Raw genomic sequence first — 19,977 nt, 5'->3', positions numbered from 1 at the left:
CTTCTCCTTGCATCTCTTGGTCTATCGAACGCCATTGTGATCATATTAATAGGTCCTGACCCTAGGGCCGGCGATAGTGCGTCGGGCGACCGTAGAGCCGTTCGATCCGCTCGATGGCATCTTTCAGCAATTCGCGTGCGACGGTCATCGTGTTGCCGTTGGCGTGGAGCATCATCTCGTGATCCAGCATGATCGCCACATGGCCTTTCCAGAAAACGAGATCGCCACGGCTGAGCCCGGTTTGATCGGGCTCAATCACGGTGCCGATGCTCGCGGCCTGCATGTCCGTATCACGCAGGACGGTTCTTCCGGCCATGCGCATGGAAAGCTGGACCAGACCGGAACAGTCGATACCGAAGCCGCTTGCTCCACCCCACAGATAGGGTGTGTGCAGAAAGGTTTCTGCAACCGTGACATAGTCCTCGTCATGTGTGTCGAGCGGCTGCAGGTGCCCGGCGATCATCGCGCCGCCCGAGGCGAGAAGCGCATATCGCGTGCCGCGGTTTTCGACCGTTTCCGTGACACAGACCGCCGCACCGATGCTGTGCGCCGCGATTGCGGGAGCCTTCAGCTCCGGCTCCGGATAGACGAAACTGCGCTGCGCACGAACGCGATGCGTGGGGGCGACATCATCGTTCGCAAGCGAAGTGGCATTCACATAGCCCACATACCCATCATGCTCTGCCTGCACCCAGGCCCAGCCTTCGCGCCGCTCGAAGACACGCACCCGGTCGCCATGGAGGAACTGGGTGTCGATGCCGGCGTCGAGACGCGGGGCGCTGTGCACATCGACGACGGGCGCGCCAATGCGGGCGGGCGTGCCGGCGGTGAAACGCTCCGCCTTCACCCTGCCCTCAAGACGGGCATCGGCAAGGTCTGCCCGGTGGGCGTGAAGGCGACGGTCGAGTGTCGTCATAAGGGGAGCTCCGCGGATTTTGCCACCACCACATCGCCGAACCGCTCCACGAACAGGGCACCCTCGACGGTGCGCTTGATCAGGACGTTGCGGCGGTCGCTCGGGTCGCGGTGGCGTGAAACGAGTTTCAGTGCGCCCATCGTGTCGAGTGCGCGGGTGATGACGGGTTTGGAGACATCCAGTTTCTCGGCGAGCCCGCGCACGGTGTGCGGCGGCGGGTCGAGATAGATCGTCAGAAGGATCGCAAGCTGGCGTTCGGTGAGGTCCGGTGCCTTGCCGCGCACTTCGGCAAGGCTGACCTGCTGCCACAGACGCAGCGCCTGGCTTGGCCTTAGCTGGACGGACATATCAGGACCTGCCTTCACGGAGGAAACTGGAAACCGTTTCGGTTCCGTATCATTCATGCCGCGAAAGGCGCGCCGAGGCAAGCGCCCCATGCGCTCACCCAACCGAAGCTGATCTACTTGCCATAACGCTCTGTCAGCACGCGTTCGATGGCGCGGATGCCCTGCGCCTCGCCGCCGACCGGCGCATATGGCCTGTCGACCGGGTTCCAGCCATAAATGTCGAAATGCGCCCAGCTCTTCGCCTTCTCCACAAAACGGCCAAGGAAGAGGCCGGCAATCGGCGAACCGGCGAAGCCATCGAGCGAAACATTGTTGATGTCGGCGATCTTGGAATCGAGACGTGAGAGATAAGGCTTCCAGAGCGGCATCCGCCAGAGCGGGTCGGCGACCGCCTCCGAGGCCCGAGCCAGGGCTCCCGCCAGCGCTTCATCATCGGTGTAGAACGGCGGCACATCGGGGCCGAGCGCAACGCGCGCGGCACCGGTCAGCGTCGCCATGTCGATCAGGAGCTCCGGCTCTTCTTCGTCCGCGAGTGCCATCGCATCGGCCAGCACCAGCCGCCCCTCGGCATCGGTGTTGCCGATCTCGACGGTGAGCCCCTTGCGGCTGGTCAGCACATCGCCTGGCCGGAAGGCATTGCCGGCCACGGCGTTCTCCACCGCCGGAATGAGCACACGCAGACGAATGTCGAGCTTGGCCGCCATGAGCATCGAGGCAAGTCCGAGCACATTGGCCGCGCCGCCCTTATCCTTCTTCATGAGCAGCATGCCAGCGGCGGGCTTTATGTCGAGACCGCCCGTATCGAAGCAGACGCCCTTGCCGACAAGCGTGACCTTTGGTGCTTCTTCCCGCCCCCAGCGCAGATCGAGAAGGCGTGGCGCGGCCTCGGCAGCGCGGCCAACCGCGTGGATCATCGGCAGGTTTTCCGTGAGGAGATCCTCACCCGCCGTCACCGCCATCGTTGCGCCATGCTCCGAGGCGAGTGCGCGGGTGGCGGCTTCAAGCGCATCGGGCCCCATATCGCCGGCGGGCGTGTTGATGAGATCGCGTGCAAGGACGCTGCCGCCGGCCAGCCTCTCCACGCGGCCTGCATCCACCCCTTCGGGGACGGCGAAGCGAAGCGCGCTGCGCGGTTTCTTGCCATAGCGCGTGAAGGCATAGGAGCCGAGCATCAGGCCTAGGGTGGCGAGTTCGGCGTCTTTCGGCGCGGCGGCAAAGTGCCAGTCGCCTTCCGGCAGATGACGGGCGAGCGCGCCGGTGTCAAGCGGACTGGCGGCGTCAGGCTGGCCAAGCCCGAAGAACGCGCCGGCGACCGCGCCGTTCTTGCCCGGTATCGTCAAAACCCTGCCCGCAGCGCCCGCAAAGCCGTTTGCCCGTGCCCAGGCGATGGCGTCCTTCGGCGCATCGCAGGCGTCCAGGCTATCGGCCTCGACCGTGTAAACCGGCAGCGATGAAGCCGGTTTCGAGCTCAGGAGCGTGACGGGCATTTGTTGTCTCCACGTTTAGGTTTTGCGGCGCGTTTTAACGCTCCGTTAGGGTTAACAGAATATTTCTCTCTGTTGAGAGTTGGCCGGAGGGCGGCCGAAGCCAATCGGAGGGCGCGCGCAGATGTTTACCGAACAGCGCACGAATGCAACCGCAAACAGGATAACCATGACGGCCGTGGCGCTGATTATGGCAGTGTCAGTGGCCGGCTGCGCCAGGGATCGTATGACCACCGGTTCGATCAGCCGCAGCACGCCCAAGGCCGTTTCCAACGTTGCGACGATGAGCGAACCGCAATTACGCAGTGCCGCGGACTCCCTCGGTCGCGCCTACACACAGAACACCAAGGATAAGGCAACGGCATTGCGTTACGCCTCCGTGCTTCAGATGACCGGGCGCGTCGACCAGTCTCTGGCGGTGATGCGCAAGCTTGCCATCGATCATCCCAAGGACCGCGAAGTGCTGGCCGCCTATGGAAAGGCACTGGCGGCAGCCGGAGAGCTGCAGCCGGCGCTTGATGCAGTGCGCCGCGCCCAGACGCCGGAGTATCCCGACTGGCGCCTGCAATCGGCCGAAGGCGCGATCCTGGATCAGCTCGGCCAGAAGGACGCGGCCCGGACGCTCTATCGCCAGGCGCTCAATTTAAAGCCCGGTGAGCCTTCCGTCCTTTCGAACATGGGAATGTCATATCTGCTCGAAGGCGATCTGAAATCGGCAGAGCATTATATGCGGCAGGCAGTGCAGGCTTCCGGCGCCGACAGCCGTGTGCGGCAGAACCTGGCGCTGGTCGTCGGCCTTCAGGGACGATTTGGCGAAGCTGAACAGCTCGCCCGGCAGGAGCTTTCGCCTGAACAGGCCGAAGCCAATGTCGCATATCTGCGGTCCATGCTCGCGCAGCAGAATGCGTGGAGCCAGATCTCCGACGACAACAAGAAGAAGCGCCAGTAACAGCGCTTCATTTCCAAGGCACACGTTCTGAAAAGGCCGCTTCGAGCGGCCTTTTCCATGACGTCAGAACAGTCCCTGCTGTTTGATCTGGATGCCGGCCGGCCCGAGAATGACAGCAAACAGGACGGGGATGAAAAAGAGGATCATCGGCACGGTGAGTTTGGGCGGCAGAGCGGCCGCCTTTTTCTCCGCCTCGTTCATGCGCATTTCACGGCTCTCGTCCGCAAGAACCCTGAGTGCATGGCTGACGGGCGTGCCATAGCGTTCGGCCTGGATCAGCGCCTGCGTGACGCTCTTCACCGTCTCCAACCCGGTGCGCGCGGCGAAATTCTCATAGGCCTGACGCCGTTCCTGCAGGAAGGAGAGTTCGGCATTCGTCAGCACCAGCTCCTCGGCCAGCGCGACCGACTGGGCGCCGATCTCGTCCGCCACACGGCGGAAGGCAGCTTCAATCGACATGCCCGATTCAACGCAGATCAGCATCAGATCAAGCGCGTCCGGCCATGCAAGCTGGATCGATTTCTTGCGCTTTGCCGCAAGGTTGCTGACATACAGCACCGGTGCATAGAAGCCCGCATAGGCGGCGATGATGCAGACGAAGGCCTTCACAAACAATGGCTGCTCGGGCAGCCCGCCGAGCATGAAAATGTAGACGCCTGCCAGAAGCAGCGTCACAAATGGAAGAACGAGCCGGAAAAACAGAAACTTTGTCAGCGGGTTCTGACCGCGGAAGCCGGCTGTGCGGAGTTTGGCCACCGCCGCATCATCGGCCAGTGCGCGGCGCAGATCGAGCCGATCAACGATGGCGCGCATGCCTTCAGACTGATGCTCGCGCAGGCCCCGGCGGCGCTTGTCGGCCTCGGCGGCCAGACGCGCGCGCTGCCGCGCCCGCAGCTCCTCGCGCTCCAGCGCCACGCTTTTCATGCGGGATTTCAGCGGATCGCCGCCAAAGGCCGGCAAAAGCGTGAACACCGTCGCAAAAACCGCAACCGCAACCAGAATTGCAATCAGGAAACTGGGCTCGATGATACTTCCGACGACGTCTGAAGGCATTGTCTAAACCTCGAAATTGATCATGTTCCGCATCACGAGAATGCCAATCGTCATCCACAGTGCGGAGAAGCCCAGAATCAGATGCCCGGCGCTCGTCGTGAAAAGCGGCATGATGTAGGTCGGGCTGGTGAGATAGACGAGGAATGCGACAACAAATGGCAGGGCACCGATGATAACGGCCGATGCCTTGGCTTCCATCGAAAGTGCCTGAACCTTCGCCTTCATCTTCTTGCGGTTGCGCAGAACCCGCGACAGATTTGACAGCGCCTCAGAGAGATTGCCGCCCGCCTGCGACTGGATCTGGATAACGATGCCGAAGAAGTTCGCTTCGGGGCAGGGCATCGTCTCACCCATCCGCAGGCAGGCCTCCGGCGTCGAAACGCCCATCTGCTGGGCTTCCACGATCCGCCGAAACTCGGTGCGCACAGGCTCCTGTGCCTCACTTGCAATCAGGCGGATGCCATCATTGATCGGCAGGCCCGATTTCACCGCACGCACGATAACATCGAGCGAATTTGGAAACTCGTTCAGGAATGCCTTGACCCGGCCACGGCGCTTCCAGGCAACGAACCAGCGCGGCAGGCCCAGCGCTCCGACGATCAATGCGCCCGGGAGAACAAGAAGCGGGGCGCCCATGATGAAAACCACCAGAGTAAACGCCAGCGCGCAGATCGCAGAAACGATGTGAAACCGCTCCGGCGTCACGTTCATTCCGGCCTGTTTGAGCTGCATCTTCAGCGGTGGCTTGCGTACCTTGCTGTCGCGCTTCTTCTGCCGTTCTTCCAGATCCTTCAGCGAATCCTGGATGGATTTGCGCCGTTTCGCCGTTTCGGCCACGCGGTCGCGCGACGCCTTGATCGAAATCTGGTCAGTCTGCGCCCGCTTGACGGTATCCAGCCGGCGGCCGACCTTCTTTTCCGCCGCCATGTTGTTGAACATCAGCGCATAGGCCACCGCGCCGGCGCTACAGCCGGCCAGAAGCACGAATGCAATCAGAGTGATGTCCATTCCAAACATGGTTTTACCCGCTCAAACCGGAACAGGAAGCCGCTGACATTTTAGTCAGACTTCCTTTCCATCGCTTCCAGCGCATTCGCCAGACGCTGCTCTTCACCATAGTAACGGGCGCGGTCCCAGAAATGCGGCCGCGCGATGCCCGTCGATACGTGCTCGCCAATGATCTTGCCGTTCGCGTCCTCGCCCTTCATGTCGTAGAGCATGAGGTCCTGCGTGATGATCACATCGCCTTCCATGCCGATCACCTCGGTCACATGGGTGATGCGGCGCGAACCGTCGCGCAGGCGCGTCGCCTGGATGATGACATCCACCGAACCGACAATGATCTCCCGCACCGTTTTCTGCGGCAGCGTGAAGCCGCCCATGGCGACCATGGATTCGATGCGGTTCAGACACTCACGTGGGTTGTTGGCGTGGATCGTTCCCATCGAACCGTCATGGCCCGTGTTCATCGCCTGAAGGAGATCGAACACTTCCGGGCCGCGAACCTCGCCGACGATGATCCGTTCGGGGCGCATGCGCAGACAGTTGCGCACCAGGTCGCGCATGGTGACTTCACCCTCGCCCTCAAGATTGGGCGGGCGGGTTTCCAACCGTACCACATGCGGCTGCTGAAGCTGCAGTTCGGCGGAGTCCTCGCAGGTGATGATGCGCTCGTCGAGATCGATGAAGCTGGTCAGACAGTTGAGCAGCGTCGTCTTGCCCGAGCCGGTGCCGCCCGAAATCAGGACATTGCAGCGCACCCGGCCGATGATCTTCAAAAGCTCGGCGCCTTCCGGCGAGATGGCGCCAAAGCGGACCAGCTGGTCGAGGGTGAGCTTGTCCTTCTTGAATTTACGAATGGTGAGCGACGCGCCATCGATGGCGAGCGGCGGCGCGATGACGTTCACACGGGAGCCGTCGGGCAGGCGCGCATCGCAGATCGGGCTCGATTCGTCGACGCGGCGGCCGACCTGGCTGACGATGCGCTGGCAGATGTTGAGAAGCTGCTGGTTGTCGCGGAAGCGCACGCCGGTCTGTTCGACCTTGCCGTTCACCTCGATGTAAACATGCTCGGCACCATTGACCATGATGTCGGCGATGTCGTCACGCGCCAGGAGCGGTTCCAGCGGGCCGTAGCCGAGCACGTCGTTACAGATGTCTTCGAGCAGTTCTTCCTGCTCGGAGATGGACATCGCAAAATTCTTGATCGCGATGATATCGTTGACAATGTCGCGGATTTCCTCGCGCGCACTATCGGGGTCGAGATTGGCGAGCTGCGAGAGATCGATGGTCTCGATCAGCGCCGAAAAGACCTGGCTCTTGGTGTCATAGTAGGACTCGCTGCGCGCCCGGGCCGGCTGCGGCGACCGCGCCGGCGGCGGGGGTGGCGGTGCGGACGGCGTGGGCCTGGGTGCCTCAGCCCGGGGCCGCGGGGCAGGATCCTGCGTGGCAGGCGCGGCCTTTTGCGGACTCGGAGATGCGGGCCGTTCCGGCGTCAATACGTCGGTGCCGCCCGAAAAGGACTTCGGGGTTTCGGTGTGCGGCGCTGTGGGATGCGGGACGCCTGTCCCTCTCTTTCCGAACATCTGACGCTACCAATCCGTATCAGCTCTTGCGTTTCAACCTGTCCAGGATGCCGGACAAACCGCTCTTCTTTTTTGGCTTCACATCACGCCGGCCTGTCAGCACATGGGCGAGATCGTTGATCGTCTCGACGATCGGGTTGCTGGCGTCCATTTCGCCCAGCATGCGACCATTGTTGGCCGCATTGCCGAACAATTGCGGCTCAAACGGAATCGTCGCTGCCGGGATCACGCCGAGCGGCTCTGCAAAGTCTTCCAGCGAAATCTCGGGCCGCTTCGGAATGCCTGCCTGATTGAGCAGAAGAACCGGCGGCTTGTCGTTGGGCCGCAACTTCTTCAGCGTGTCGATCAGGTTCTTCGTGTTGCGAAGGTTGGCAAGGTCCGGTGTGGCTGTGATGACGATCTCGTCGGCCTGCGCGAGGGTGGTCTTGGTCCAGCCGTTCCATGCATGCGGAACGTCGAGAACCAGAACCGGCGCGGTGCGCTGCGTGGTATCGATGATCTGCGCAAAGGCCTCCGGATCGAAATCATACACGCGATCGAGCGTGGAAGGCGCCGCAAGAAGGGAAAGCCGCTCCGCGCACTGCGCCAGAAGACGGTCGAGATAGACCTCGTCGATGCGCTCGGGCGAAAACACCGCCTCGGCGATGCCCTGCGCGGGATCCTGATCGAAATTGATATTGGCCGTGCCGAAAGGCAGATCCAGATCAGCGACCACAACTTCATTTTCGAAAAGGTTGGAGATCGCCCAGGCCACATTATGGGCCACGGTGGACGAACCGACCCCGCCCTTGGCGCCGACAAATGCAATGGAATGCCCAAGTGGCTCGGCTTCGGGATCGACAAAGATGTTGGCGATCACGCTGACAATGTCAGCCATGGAGATCGGTGCGACCACATATTCGGAAATGCCGGCGCGGATCAGCTCGCGGTAGAGCCAGACATCGTTGTAGTGCCCAATAATGATGACTTTCGTCGAGGGATCGCAGACCCCTGCCAGTTCCTCAAGCGAGGCAAGCAGTTCTCTCGGTTCACTGGACGATTCAACGATGACGAGGTTCGGCGTGGCCGCGGTCTGATAGAACTCGACCGCTGTCGCCACACCGCCCATATGCACCTTGAGATGGGTTTTCGCCATGCGGCGATCTTCGCCCGCCCGTTCGATCGGGTTGGCGACGCTGTCGGTCTCGCAGAACGCCTGAATCGATATTCTCGGTATCGGACGCAGCTTCTGAAGCGCAGGCGACGCGCCGTCCTCGGGGGCGAGATCCTCGTGATCCGTTTCGTAGGCCAGATTGCTCATGTCATGCCCCTCGCCTAGTACGCGATCTCTCTGGTGGCCCGGAAGTCTTCGGACACCTTGCCTGGTTTATAAATGCTCTCGGCGCCGCGATACTTGTCGATCACGCCCATGCGGTTCTCGGCATCGATCTCACCCTGCTTGCGCGGGCCGAGGAAATCGTTCGGATTGGCGACCTGGGCGGCGAGATTGTTCTGATAGGAGCAACCGAAATTCGCGTAGTGCTTGTTGTCGGTCGTATCGAGAATGTCTGCCGGCCAGCGGCCGCACTGATTGGTGGATGCCTTGACCACCGGATAGGAGACACGGATCGGCGGCGCAGTGTCGGGCGACGGCGCTTGATAGGAGACCACGGAGATGTTTTCCGGCGGAACCCCCTGGTTCTGGAGCAGATGCGTGATCTGGGAGGCGACGTTGGATGCGCCGAGTTCATTGACCGATCCCGAGGGCACGAGCACGGAAACCGTGCCACCGGAACGCCGGTCATACCCGCTCATGAAACCGGCGAGTGTACTCATCTGGTCGCGTGACATTTTCCGGGCGGAGGCGGCAATCGGCAGGTCGATCTGCTGCGCCTTTTCGGAAATGACGATCGGGTGACTGGTGCGGTAGTCGTCCGGTATCGAGCCGACGATGACCGAATCCCGCTTTGCCGCGCATCCGGCCATAAGCATGGCCGTGCAAATGACGAGCGCCGTGCCGGCGAGCCTGGCCCGCTGTGTGTTCCGTGTTGTGTTCTTCATCATGACCACCCCCGGCATGACCTTCCCCCAGCTCATTTGTAGATGTAGCCGACAACGCCGTGGTAGCGGCCATTGGGCAGGTTGGTTTTCATGGTTCCGTAGACGCGATTGACCCGGCCAAGGAACATTCCCGCGCCATCACTGGCGGGTGTGAAATTGTCATCCGGCTTCGCCAGCGCGGTGCGCGCCGTCGGCTTGGACAGGAACGGTGTCACGATGATCACCAGCTCCGTTTCGTTGCGAACGAAGTCGCGGCTGCGGAACAGCGCGCCGAGCACGGGAACCTTTGAGAGCCCCGGAACCCCGTTGAACGCCTGCCGCACGTCATCCTGCACGAGGCCGGCGATCATCATCGACCCGCCGGACGGCAACTCGACCGTGGTATCGGCGAGGCGCTTGCGGATCGAAATCGCATTCATGCTCGAAGCGTTGCGGTAGCGCTGGCCGCGCCCCATGCCCGCGAAGAAGGTCTCCGACCCCTGCATCGTCGGTTCGGAAACCTGTGTACGGATCTTCAGGCTGATGCGACCCGCCGAAAGAACGGTCGGGAGGAACTCCAGGCCAATGCCGTAGTCGATCTTCTCGACTTCGTATTTCAGCGCGTTTGTATCGGGGTCGACTTCCTGAGACGTGACGATGTTGAACTCGCCACCAACGCGGAACGTGGCCTTCTCGCCGGAAACGGCCGTGAGGGCCGGCTCGGCGAGCGTTTTCATGACGCCGGCCTGTTCCATGGCGTTGATGTAAGCGTCGATCAGCGATCCGCCGACCGAGAACTGAGTGGGCGAAAGCGGTTTGCCGAGCCCGAAGGCATTGTCCACCACGGCACCCCAGGAGATGCCGTCGGCGCTACCCGAACCGATCATGTTAACGCCAAGCTGCTTCATGACGGAGCGGCTGACTTCGGCAACCGTCACCTTCAGCGTGACCTGATCCTCGCCGATGATCTGGATCATGTTGACGATCCGGCTCGTCTGGCGCTTCTGGTCGGGGTTGTTGATGGCCACGCCGCCGCCATCGGTGGGCGCTGCCGCGCTCTGGGAATACTGGCCGGTCGTGGCTTCACCACCGGTGACGAATATCTGAGCGAGCTGCGCGGCACGGGCGGCGTCAAGCGGCGTTTCAACGGTGCCGGTGAGAACAACGTTGTCGTTGATCAGTTCAACATCGATGTCGGAATTCGGGATGAAGCGCTTGAGATAGTCTTCGAGACCCGCAACATCGCGTTCCACTGCAAGGTCGAGGCTGGCGATCTGCTCGCCATTGGCGCCAAACACGAAGATGTTGGTCTCGCCCACCTGTTTGCCGAACAGATAAATGCGCCGTGCGGTGCGTGTCACGGCGTCGGCGACCGACGGATTGGCGACCAGAATGTCGTAGGCGTCGCTCGGCAGGTCGAGCACGAGCGATTTGTTAAGGCCAAGCTTTACGCGCTGGCTCACATTGGATCCGCCTCGCGCCTTGACGACGTTCTGTTCGGCGAATGCCGGGCCTGCCGGTAAGGCGACCTGAGTGGCCAGCACCGTTGCGCATCCCAATAAGAGACGCGCGGTCAGTTTCAGATTGCTGCGCATTTCCCGCCCTGACTTTTTCACGGCCCTCGCCCCATTCGCGCGCTTCATCATTTCCGGGTCCCCACTTCGGTGACTTCACCGGACTTGATCAGACGGACGCTGTTGCCCCTGCCTCTGCCCGAGACGAGATAGGATCCGTCGTTCTCCGATGTTTCGTTCGTGTCGGTGATCGCCCGCAAAGACAGCGTGAGGCGATCGGCCATCTGCTGCGCAACGGTAATGATCTCTGCCTGCTCCGGCGTCAGTTCCAGCGTCGCCGTCTCGCCCACCTTGACGCGGCGGCCTTCCTCGTCCTCCTGAATGGTCTGGTCGATCGCCAGGACCTTGATGTTCTTCAGGATGGTCTCGGTGATGAAGCCGTTTGCCGTACCGCTGTCCTGGGCCCGGCGCGTCATGATGACGTCGACATAATCATTAGGAAGGATGAAACCGCCTGCCGAGGTGTCGGCGGCGATCTGCGTGGCGACGGCGCGCTTGCCGGAGGGCAGAATGGCCGACATGAAGCTCATGCCCTCGCCAATGAGCTTGGAGCGTCTGAGCGGTTCGCCGGTATAGAGCGCGACACGCGCAATGGAGCTGCGCAGCTCTTCCAGCGCCTCGGGGCTCTCGTTCCGGGTGATCATATTCGCGTTGATGTTGTCGGCCGGCCAGGCCTGCCAACTGACGGCACTGCCGAGCTCGGTGCCCATGGGCACATCCTGGCCGATGACCAGGACATCGACCAGATCGATGGCCGGCTCTTCCGGTCCCGCCGCCGCTATCGGCTGTTGCGGAGCCGGTGCCGTCAGATTCTTGGCCACATAACCGGCGCCAAGGGCAGCCAGCACGGCCACTCCTAAGATGACGATCCGGGATTTGCTCATGACTCCGCCCCTCGTACTCGGACTTCCCTTGCGTGAAGCGGAGAATGGAGGGCCAATCGTCAAATTATGGTTAACGCGAAGCTTACAGAAATGATTAATTTAAAGTTGAGCGATTATTCGGAGCCGGAATGCACGAACGCCCCGATGAAACATCGGGGCGCAACAGTCAGGCTCTTATGGGCGCTGCGGGGGCTGCTCGCAGGCTGAACTGTACGATGCTAAAGCCCTGCAAGGCGGGCAAGCGCCCACTGCATGAGCGGCGTTTCGGGATAAGCGGCAAGCCCGGAGAGGCCCAGCGCGATGCCATAGGGCACCCCCGTATTGTGATCGGCGAGGTTACGCAGGAATACGTTGTTTCCCGAGATGTAGCCAAGGAGCGAATTCCGGAAACTGAGAATCAGAAGCGTCAGTGCGCCTCCGAGGATCGCCGCGCCCAGAAGGTACTGGATCAGCGCAGGGCTGAAGCCGAACCACACCGCGGTCGCTGCAAGAAGCTTCGCATCGCCGCCGCCCATCCCGCCAACGGCGAACAGCACAAAGGTTACCGACAGAATGAAAAAACCTGCTGCGACGTGCATTCCGATCTGCTGCCAGTCCATGCCGATCATCGGTGCGGCGACGGCAAACGCGACAAGCAGCAGCAGAGACACACGGTTTGCGATGGTCATGGAAAGAAGGTCGGAGACCGCTGCAAAAGCCATGCAGAACGGAAAAACAACAAGTATGATTGCTTCGAGCATGATGCGGCACCCCTTTTCTCTTCCGTTATGCAGGCCGTCGCTTAAAACTTGATAAACCGGCAGAAAACAGCTTTGGGAAAAGCAAAGGCCGCCCTTCGGAGAAGAAGGACGGCCTTTATGGTCATTGCGCGTGGTTAGCGCAGAAGCGGATTATTAGTTGCCGCCGCCGCCGCCGAGCGCACCGCCGACCGTGGTGAAGGTCGTGCCGATGTTGGTGCCGATGGCACGGGCGCCGCCGATGATCGCAACTGCAATCAGAGCAGCCAGAAGGCCGTATTCGATCGCCGTGGCACCGGACTCGTCTTTCATGAAACGTGCAAACAGATTTGCCATTTGGGAAAACTCCTCTTCCGCGTTTTTGTTCAGCAGGACCGTCAACGTTTTTTGTTGTGTTGATCGGATGGCCTGACCATACGGGGGAGCTCTTTCAACCTGCTTAAGAAACACCCTTACCAAAACCTTGCCGTCTCAAAGCACGAGCATTGGTTAACAGCGCTCTAAAGCGGGGATGCCCGCGCGCACGGACGGGAGACACTTTATATATAGCCCACAAATGCTGCCGCCGCTGCCCAGACATCCGTGCGCTTAACCCTTGGTTCACCAATGATGTTCATAGTCTCTTCAGCTTGACGTGGGGAGCAGGGTAATGCGCGCCGTATTTTCCAAGACCGGAACTGCCTTGAAGACAGCCTGCCTGATCGCAGGTCTGGTTGCATTGCCGGGCACCGCCCCGGCGAACGAGGCAGCAATTGAGGTGGTGATGAACCAGGCGAAGATCGTCAAGCTTGCACGCGAGGCGGACACGATCGTTATCGGTAACCCCGAGATCGCCGACGCCGCCGTACAGGATGCGACGACCATCGTTCTCACCGGCAAGGGTTTCGGCGTGACCAATCTCGTCGTTCTCGACCTGGATGGTCAGCCGATTGTCGATGAACAGGTCGTCGTCAGCCGGCAGTCTGCCAGCTCGGTCCGCATCTATCGCAGGGCCAATGTGCAGACGCTTTCCTGCACACCCTACTGCGAAAGCTCCTACAAGACGGACGCGGAACGGACCTCCGAAGCCGAGATCAGCGCCAACCAGTAAGCGGCATCGCGCTCCGGGCTCAACCAGCGCCGTGCGCAGCACCCTTCAGGGTTTACAAAACGCAAACCAGAACGCTGCAATTTGAGCTGCCGTCAAAACCGGAATGCAACCGGGGCTGGTTATAGTCCTCCCTGACAAACGCACATTTCAGGGGCTGGCTATGAGCCATCAAACAAAAGGCAAAGCGTGTCGCGCGCCATTTCGGCGCCGTCTGCTCGGCCGTTTCATCAAGAATGAGGAAGGCGTTGCGGCCATCGAGGTCGCCTTTCTCGGCCTCCCGTTCTTCTTTCTGATCTTTGTGATTCTGGAAGCCTGCATCGGCTTTGCAGCACAACAGCTTCTGGCCAACGCGACGGATGACGTCGCGCGGCTGTTCCGTACCGGGCAGGTTCGCAGCAGTGAGCTGAACGAAACGAAACTTCGGGACCTCCTGTGTGGCCGAATGTCCATACTGATGTCCGAGACCTGCCCCGGGCTGGAAGTGGATCTTCGGCAGTTCGACACGTTCGAGGACGCCGCCAAATCAAACCTCGGCTTCAATGACGACGGAAGCATCGACACCAAGACCGAACTCGGGCCGGCACTCACGAAGAACATGCTGCGCGTTTACTACCGCTGGCCGGTGGTGACGAACATGCTGGCGGATCGGCTTCCCGACGGCAAGCTTCTGCTTTTCTCGACGAGTACCTGGCAGAACGAACCATTCTAACTGTTGGCAACGGGTCGTGGGGGACCGGGCAATGACGTTCAACGACAAAGCGAAACCCGCAAAGACGGGCATCTTATCAACCCTGGGCGACTTCGCCCGGAACAGGCGTGGCGTGGCAGCCATCGAGTTTGCGATCATCGCGCCCATTCTGTTTGCGATGTATTTCCTGACACTGGAATTCGGGCAGGCGATCGATGTGAACAAGAAGGTCAGCCGCGCTGCAAATATGGCGGGCGACCTGATCGCTCAGCAGCCTTCGATCACGGCCGGTGAAATCGACGCCATCATGAAGATCGGCGGCGCCATCATGAAGCCCTACAATCGCTCCACTCCGACCCTGACGCTGACGGCCATCCAGGTGACCGATGAAAGGAATCCGAGGGTCGAGGTGGTCTGGTCGCGTGAACTAAAGAACGGAACGGCCTCGGCCGGTCTCAAGGAAGGCAGCATCACGACCCTTCCCCCCGAACTGGAGATCAAGGGAGCCTTCTATATCCGTGCAACCGTCTCGCTTGGCTATAAGCCCATCCTCACTTGGTCGAAGGATGGTGCGAAATCTGCCGGCCTGACAGCGATGGCGGGTCTCGACAATCTCCAGATGAGCGAACGCTTCCACCTGCGCCCGCGCATGAGCAGCACCATTCCCTGCGACGATTGCTGACAGGACACGGCGCCGCGCGATTGCAAAGACTCCGCTGCCCTTCTATGTCTTTGATGGCAGGGCAGCGACAGTGAGCGGATATGGCGTGCGCATTCCTTTTCGGTCTGACTTTCTTCGGCATCGGACACGCTGCCGAAACCGGATCGCTCAACGGTCCCGGTGCGGGCGCGCGCGGGCATATGCCCGAGGCATGCGCCGCGGCTGGAATGGCATTCAGGCTCCCCGCACATGGGGGTTTGCCACCCTGCAGCCACGGTCAATCCATTCCGAGTGAGCTTTCCAGACATGCCTGAACTGCCGGAGGTCGAAACCGTCCGTCGTGGACTCCAGCCGATCATGGAAGGGGCGCATATCGATTCCGTCGAATTGCGGCGCCCAGATCTGCGATTTCCTTTTCCCAGGGGGTTCGCCGAGCGGCTCCGGGGACAGGAGATCATCGCGCTCGGGCGGCGGGCGAAGTATCTGCTGATCCATCTTGAGACCTCAGACGTGGTGCTCTGCCACCTCGGCATGTCGGGCTCATTCCGCATCGACCAGGACGACGAGGAGCAACAGGCACCTGGCGCGTTCCACCATCCGCGGTCCAAGGTGGAGAAACACGACCACGCTGTGTTTCACCTGACTTCGGGCGACGGGCGAACCCTTCGAGTGGTCTACAACGACCCGCGCCGGTTCGGCTTCATGCTTCTGCACGATGAAGGCCCGCTGGACAGCCACCCCCTCCTGGCGACGCTTGGCATCGAGCCGACCGGAAATGCGCTGGACGGGGCGCTGCTTGCCGAGCGCCTGCGCGGCAAGCGCACACCGCTGAAAGCCGCACTGCTCGACCAGAGGGTGATCGCGGGTCTCGGCAATATCTATGTCTGCGAAGCATTGTGGCGCGCACGGCTTTCGCCGAAGCGCAGCGCCGATACAATCGTCGCCAGACGCGGAACCTCGGAGCGATGCGAGCGTCTGGCGACGTCGATCCGCGCCGTCATCGCAGAAGCAATCGCAGCCGGCGGCTCATCCCTGCGGGACTATGTAAAGGCTGATGGATCGCTTGGCTATTTCCAGCACGCCTTCAAGGTGTATGGCCGCGAGGGACACGCATGCGGCCATGACGAATGCAGCGGCACCGTTCGCCGCATCGTGCAGGGCGGGCGGTCGACCTTCTATTGTCCGAGCTGCCAGCGCTAGGAGCAAGACCTTACCCTGGCAATCCACGTATAACGGAGAGGAAACCAGACCATGGCTTATGAGACGATCCTGGTGGAGACGCGGGAGCGCGTCGGGCTGATCACGCTGAACCGCCCCAAGGCGCTCAACGCACTGAACTCCCAGGTGCTTGAAGAAGTGGTGGGGGCGCTGGAGGCGTTCGACGAGAACCCACGGATCGGCGCCATCGTCATCACCGGATCGGAGAAGGCGTTCGCTGCCGGAGCCGACATCAAGGAGATGGCATCCAAGTCCTATGTAGACGCCTATATGGAAGACCTCTTCGCGGGCTGGGACGGGCTGACCCGCGTGCGCAAGCCGATCATCGCCGCCGTGGCAGGCTATGCGCTGGGCGGCGGCTGCGAACTGGCCATGATGTGCGATTTCATCATCGCCGCCGAGAATGCGAAATTCGGCCAGCCCGAGATCACGCTCGGCGTCATGCCGGGCATGGGCGGCTCGCAGCGGCTGACCCGTTTCGTCGGCAAGTCAAAAGCCATGGACATGTGCCTGACGGGCCGCTTCATGGACGCCGGGGAAGCCGAACGCTCCGGCCTGGTATCGCGCGTCGTGCCACCCGGTGAGCTTATCGAGGAAGCCCTGAAGGCGGCCGATACCATTGCCGGCTTCTCCCTGCCGGCAGTGATGATGACCAAGGAGGCGGTCAACCGCTCCTACGAAACCACCCTTGCCGAAGGTCTGCGTTTCGAGCGCCGTGTGTTCCATGCGATGTTCGCTCTGGACGATCAGAAGGAGGGCATGGCCGCATTTACCGAGAAGCGGTCCGCCAACTTCAAAAATCGTTGATCGTGTGAGGCGCGATCAGGAGGGATAGGCGCCAATAGGCGTTGACGTTGCCCGAAAGCTCCACTATAAGCCGCCACGACTGTGGTGGCCCTGCGGCTGCCCTTTTTGTTTTGCGCCCGCGTGACACTGATCGCGGCAGGATTTGTAGAGACATAGAGAGGACACATGGCCAACACGACTTCGGCCAAGAAGGCGGTGCGCAAGATTGCTCGCCGTACTGCGGTTAACAAGAACCGTCGCTCGCGTGTGCGCAGCTTCGTTCGCAAGGTCGAAGAAGCACTGGCCACCGGCGACAAGGCAGCAGCGGAAAGCGCATTCAAGGCTGCTCAGCCAGAGCTGATGCGCGCTGCGGGCAAGGGTGTCCTGCATCGCAACACGGCGTCGCGGAAGGTCTCTCGCCTTGCGCAGCGCGTGAAGGCGCTCGGCGCCTGACGCTTTTTAGCAGACTTAGAGATGAACCCGGCTTTCCAGCCGGGTTTTTCTTTGCCTCTCGAAAGGCTGGCCAGCGACAACCCTGTGTTGTCGCTGGCCAGCCTTTTGCGTTTGTGACCCTAAGTGTTTGAGAATCGTATTATTTTCGTCACATAAGCATCCCGTTAAATTTCGGACAAACCGATATTCCCCTTTTATTTCATAGGGTTGTGAAAGTTTATCCACAGGTTACCCATGTCACGCTCAGCGGAAAATCAACGCTGAAATGTCAAGCTCTTTTTTAAGATTTTTTTTCGCAGCGCGCGTGAAGCGCGCGCATTTGGAAAAGGCTTTTGAATCCAAAAGGCTTATCCATCTGCCCCCTGGGCGATGCCGATTTTTGCGCTCCGCACAAGACCAGATTCGAGAAAAAAGCGGCAGCCCCGCCCTTGCCCTTTCCACAAGGATTTCGGTAATGTCAGGCCATCGAGAGGGCAGAAAAAAGCCCGATGACTTAAGCCCAAATCGGCACCCATTGCGACGCGGTTTTTTCTTCCGCGTGGGGTTTTTGCGCGCTCTCGAAACAAGCCTCGCCAGCTCGTTTGTCGGGGACCCAATGGAGACGCTTTCGCGTCGAGACCAGACGAGCACGAGCTGCATGACCGCCGGCACAGAAAATCAACCGGTGATTGCATAAATCTGTTTCAACGGCGGCCATGCCGCTGTAAAGAGCCAAGGAGAGTTTTGGGGTCAGAGACCAGGCGGACCTACGATCATCATAAAAAGAACGGACCGGGCAGGGGCAAACAGCCTTGTGGCAAGGACCCGACCGTTAAAAACACCACTCAAAACGACAGGGACACGAGGAATGCAAAGCGGCGCGGAAAGGGAAACAACGGGGGGATTTTCTTTTCAGGAGCAGATGTCTCAAAAGGAGGGCAAGGAGACAACGGAAGCAGGTAAGAGCGACAGCAAGGCGGGACCATCCGAGGCGATTTTCGAGCGCGTGAAAACGCAGCTCCGTGCACGCCTGGGAAGCGAGGTTTATTCCAGCTGGTTCGGTCGCATGAAGCTGATGGAGGCCTCGAAGGGCTGCGTGCGGATTTCCGTGCCCACGGCTTTTCTGCGTTCCTGGATCAATGGTCACTATCTCGATCTCATCACCGAATTGTGGAAGCAGGAAGCGCCCGACACCCTCAAGGTGGAGATTGTGGTGCGGACCGCCACGCGCAATGTGCGGGCAACCCAGGAAAACAAGCCGGCAGCCGCGCGCAAGGCTGCGACCCGGCCGCAAACGGCTCTTGCCTCCGGCACACTGGCCGGAACACCGTCCGCACGCCCCAATCCGGCGAAAATGCCCGAGGTTGAAGGGCGTTCGAACATTCTGGGCTCGCCGCTCGACAGCCGGTACACATTCGATTCCCTGATCGAGGGCGCCTCCAACCGCGTTGCCTGCGCCGCTGCCCGCACCGTGGCCGAATCGGACTCCAACGCGATCCGCTTCAACCCGCTCTTTCTTCATGCCTCTGTGGGGCTCGGCAAGACACATATGCTGCAGGCGATCGCAGCCGAGTCGCTGCGCCGCAAGCCGCAAGCCCGTGTCGTCTACCTGACGGCGGAGTATTTCATGTGGCGCTTCGCCACCGCGATCCGCGACAACAATGCCCTGACCCTGAAAGAGCAGTTGCGCGACATCGACCTCCTGATCATCGACGACATGCAGTTTCTGCAGGGCAAATCCATCCAGAACGAGTTCTGCCACCTGCTCAACATGCTGCTCGACAGCGCGCGCCAGGTGGTGGTGGCGGCGGACCGCCCACCCTCAGAGCTAGAATCGCTCGAGCCGCGCGTAAAGTCGCGCCTCAATGGCGGCGTGTCTCTCGAGATCGGCGCTCCGGATTTCGCCATGCGGCTGTCGATCCTGAAGCAGCGTCTGGCGAGCGCGCAGGCCGAGGACGGTTCGCTCGACATTCCAGAAGAGATTCTGGTGCATGTGGCGCGCTCGGTCACCGGCAGCGGCCGTGAGCTGGAAGGCGCTTTCAACCAGCTTCTGTTCCGCCACTCCTTCGAGCCGCAGATCACCATCGACCGGATCGACGAAATTCTCGGCCATGTCTGCCGCGCCGGCGAACCGAAGCGGGTCCGCATCGAGGACATCCAGCGCATTGTCGCGCGGCACTACAACGTGTCCAAGACGGAGCTGCTTTCGAACCGCCGCACACGCACCATCGTCAAGCCGCGCCAGGTGGCCATGTATCTGTCCAAGGTCATGACGCCGCGCTCCCTGCCGGAAATCGGCCGTCGTTTCGGCGGACGCGATCACACGACGGTGCTGCACGCGGTCCGCAAGATCGAGGGGCTCACCGATGGCGACAGGCAGCTTGCGCAGGAGATCGAGCTTCTGAAGCGCCTGATCAGCGATCAGGCCTGAGGCTGGCAGGCCCGTCGGGGTCCGCAACGGCAAGACGGTACCCGAAACGATTTTCACAGACCGGCGGCGCGCCCGCCGGTCTTTTCTTATCTTCCGCGCTCCCGCCTCCCTGCGGGCACTGCG

General features: G+C 61.1%; 20 protein-coding genes. 8 read left to right on the top strand and 12 right to left on the bottom strand.

Going from position 1 to position 19,977, the window contains the following annotated elements; translation table 11 throughout:
• Window positions 1-61: 61 nt before the first annotated feature.
• The 3 genes from KUG85_RS06330 to KUG85_RS06320 all read right to left on the bottom strand — a co-directional run bounded on the left by KUG85_RS06330 (window position 62) and on the right by KUG85_RS06320 (window position 2,750).
• Window positions 62-916, bottom strand: coding sequence for a C40 family peptidase (locus tag KUG85_RS06330; RefSeq protein ID WP_223004579.1), 855 nt, complete (start codon window positions 914-916; stop codon window positions 62-64).
• A complete protein-coding gene (locus KUG85_RS06325; RefSeq protein WP_025029895.1) occupies window positions 913-1,263 on the bottom strand; it encodes a MarR family transcriptional regulator in 351 nt (116 codons plus the stop codon). The genes KUG85_RS06330 and KUG85_RS06325 overlap by 4 nt, the downstream gene beginning before the upstream one ends.
• A 113-nt stretch (window positions 1,264-1,376) precedes the next feature.
• Window positions 1,377-2,750, bottom strand: coding sequence for a leucyl aminopeptidase family protein (locus KUG85_RS06320; RefSeq protein WP_223004578.1), 1,374 nt, complete (start codon window positions 2,748-2,750; stop codon window positions 1,377-1,379).
• Window positions 2,751-2,871: 121 nt separating this feature from the next.
• On the opposite strand from KUG85_RS06320, the gene KUG85_RS06315 reads away from it, so the two are divergent.
• Entirely contained in the window at window positions 2,872-3,696 is an 825-nt protein-coding gene (locus KUG85_RS06315; RefSeq protein WP_065817342.1) for a tetratricopeptide repeat protein, read from the top strand.
• Between the two features lie 63 nt (window positions 3,697-3,759).
• Here the strand turns inward: KUG85_RS06315 and KUG85_RS06310 are convergent, their stop codons facing one another.
• The 9 genes from KUG85_RS06310 to KUG85_RS06270 all read right to left on the bottom strand — a co-directional run bounded on the left by KUG85_RS06310 (window position 3,760) and on the right by KUG85_RS06270 (window position 12,884).
• The gene (locus KUG85_RS06310; RefSeq protein WP_065817343.1) at window positions 3,760-4,749 is read right to left on the bottom strand and encodes a type II secretion system F family protein; all 990 of its coding nucleotides are present in this window, start codon (window positions 4,747-4,749) and stop codon (window positions 3,760-3,762) included.
• A gap of 3 nt (window positions 4,750-4,752) precedes the next feature.
• Window positions 4,753-5,766 carry a type II secretion system F family protein gene (locus tag KUG85_RS06305; RefSeq protein WP_065817344.1) on the bottom strand — a complete coding sequence of 338 codons (1,014 nt, stop codon included), beginning with the start codon at window positions 5,764-5,766 and terminating at the stop codon, window positions 4,753-4,755.
• A 41-nt stretch (window positions 5,767-5,807) separates the two neighbouring features.
• Entirely contained in the window at window positions 5,808-7,334 is a 1,527-nt protein-coding gene (locus KUG85_RS06300) for a CpaF family protein (protein WP_223004577.1), read from the bottom strand.
• A 19-nt stretch (window positions 7,335-7,353) separates the two neighbouring features.
• Window positions 7,354-8,634, bottom strand: coding sequence for an AAA family ATPase (locus KUG85_RS06295; protein ID WP_007010844.1), 1,281 nt, complete (start codon window positions 8,632-8,634; stop codon window positions 7,354-7,356).
• Window positions 8,635-8,648: 14 nt separating this feature from the next.
• Window positions 8,649-9,410: a CpaD family pilus assembly protein gene (locus tag KUG85_RS06290; protein WP_255606280.1), complete on the bottom strand. Its 762-nt coding sequence runs from the start codon at window positions 9,408-9,410 to the stop codon at window positions 8,649-8,651.
• Window positions 9,407-10,948, bottom strand: a complete 1,542-nt coding sequence (locus KUG85_RS06285; protein WP_223005208.1) for a type II and III secretion system protein family protein — start codon at window positions 10,946-10,948, stop codon at window positions 9,407-9,409. The genes KUG85_RS06290 and KUG85_RS06285 overlap by 4 nt, the downstream gene beginning before the upstream one ends.
• 47 nt (window positions 10,949-10,995) lie before the next feature.
• Complete coding sequence (gene cpaB, locus KUG85_RS06280; RefSeq protein WP_065817348.1) at window positions 10,996-11,811, bottom strand: Flp pilus assembly protein CpaB; 816 nt, start codon at window positions 11,809-11,811, stop codon at window positions 10,996-10,998.
• Between the two features lie 218 nt (window positions 11,812-12,029).
• On the bottom strand, window positions 12,030-12,551 hold the full coding sequence (locus KUG85_RS06275) for an A24 family peptidase (RefSeq protein ID WP_065817349.1): 522 nt from the start codon (window positions 12,549-12,551) through the stop codon (window positions 12,030-12,032).
• Window positions 12,552-12,704: 153 nt separating this feature from the next.
• Window positions 12,705-12,884, bottom strand: coding sequence for a Flp family type IVb pilin (locus tag KUG85_RS06270; RefSeq protein WP_223004576.1), 180 nt, complete (start codon window positions 12,882-12,884; stop codon window positions 12,705-12,707).
• Window positions 12,885-13,197: 313 nt separating this feature from the next.
• Between KUG85_RS06270 and KUG85_RS06265 the strand changes: the two genes are divergently transcribed.
• The 7 genes from KUG85_RS06265 (at window position 13,198) to dnaA (ending at window position 19,854) form a co-directional block, all read left to right on the top strand.
• Window positions 13,198-13,638 (top strand): pilus assembly protein N-terminal domain-containing protein, encoded by a 441-nt coding sequence (locus KUG85_RS06265; protein WP_065817351.1) that lies wholly within the window; start codon window positions 13,198-13,200, stop codon window positions 13,636-13,638.
• A gap of 160 nt (window positions 13,639-13,798) precedes the next feature.
• Window positions 13,799-14,347, top strand: coding sequence for a TadE/TadG family type IV pilus assembly protein (locus KUG85_RS06260; RefSeq protein ID WP_223004575.1), 549 nt, complete (start codon window positions 13,799-13,801; stop codon window positions 14,345-14,347).
• Window positions 14,348-14,378: 31 nt separating this feature from the next.
• Window positions 14,379-15,008, top strand: coding sequence for a TadE/TadG family type IV pilus assembly protein (locus tag KUG85_RS06255; protein ID WP_223004574.1), 630 nt, complete (start codon window positions 14,379-14,381; stop codon window positions 15,006-15,008).
• A gap of 285 nt (window positions 15,009-15,293) precedes the next feature.
• Window positions 15,294-16,187: a bifunctional DNA-formamidopyrimidine glycosylase/DNA-(apurinic or apyrimidinic site) lyase gene (gene mutM, locus KUG85_RS06250; RefSeq protein ID WP_223004573.1), complete on the top strand. Its 894-nt coding sequence runs from the start codon at window positions 15,294-15,296 to the stop codon at window positions 16,185-16,187.
• 51 nt (window positions 16,188-16,238) lie between these two features.
• Window positions 16,239-17,012 (top strand): enoyl-CoA hydratase, encoded by a 774-nt coding sequence (locus KUG85_RS06245; protein ID WP_025030869.1) that lies wholly within the window; start codon window positions 16,239-16,241, stop codon window positions 17,010-17,012.
• Between the two features lie 165 nt (window positions 17,013-17,177).
• The gene (gene rpsT / locus KUG85_RS06240) at window positions 17,178-17,444 is read left to right on the top strand and encodes a 30S ribosomal protein S20 (protein ID WP_007010565.1); all 267 of its coding nucleotides are present in this window, start codon (window positions 17,178-17,180) and stop codon (window positions 17,442-17,444) included.
• A gap of 973 nt (window positions 17,445-18,417) precedes the next feature.
• Window positions 18,418-19,854, top strand: coding sequence for a chromosomal replication initiator protein DnaA (gene dnaA, locus KUG85_RS06235; RefSeq protein ID WP_407673656.1), 1,437 nt, complete (start codon window positions 18,418-18,420; stop codon window positions 19,852-19,854).
• Window positions 19,855-19,977: the final 123 nt, after the last annotated feature.

The sequence above is a fragment of the Nitratireductor rhodophyticola genome, from assembly GCF_019891355.1.
GTDB classification, from domain to species: Bacteria; Pseudomonadota; Alphaproteobacteria; order Rhizobiales; family Rhizobiaceae; genus Nitratireductor; species Nitratireductor rhodophyticola.
This window is presented reverse-complemented; position numbering and strand designations above follow the sequence as displayed.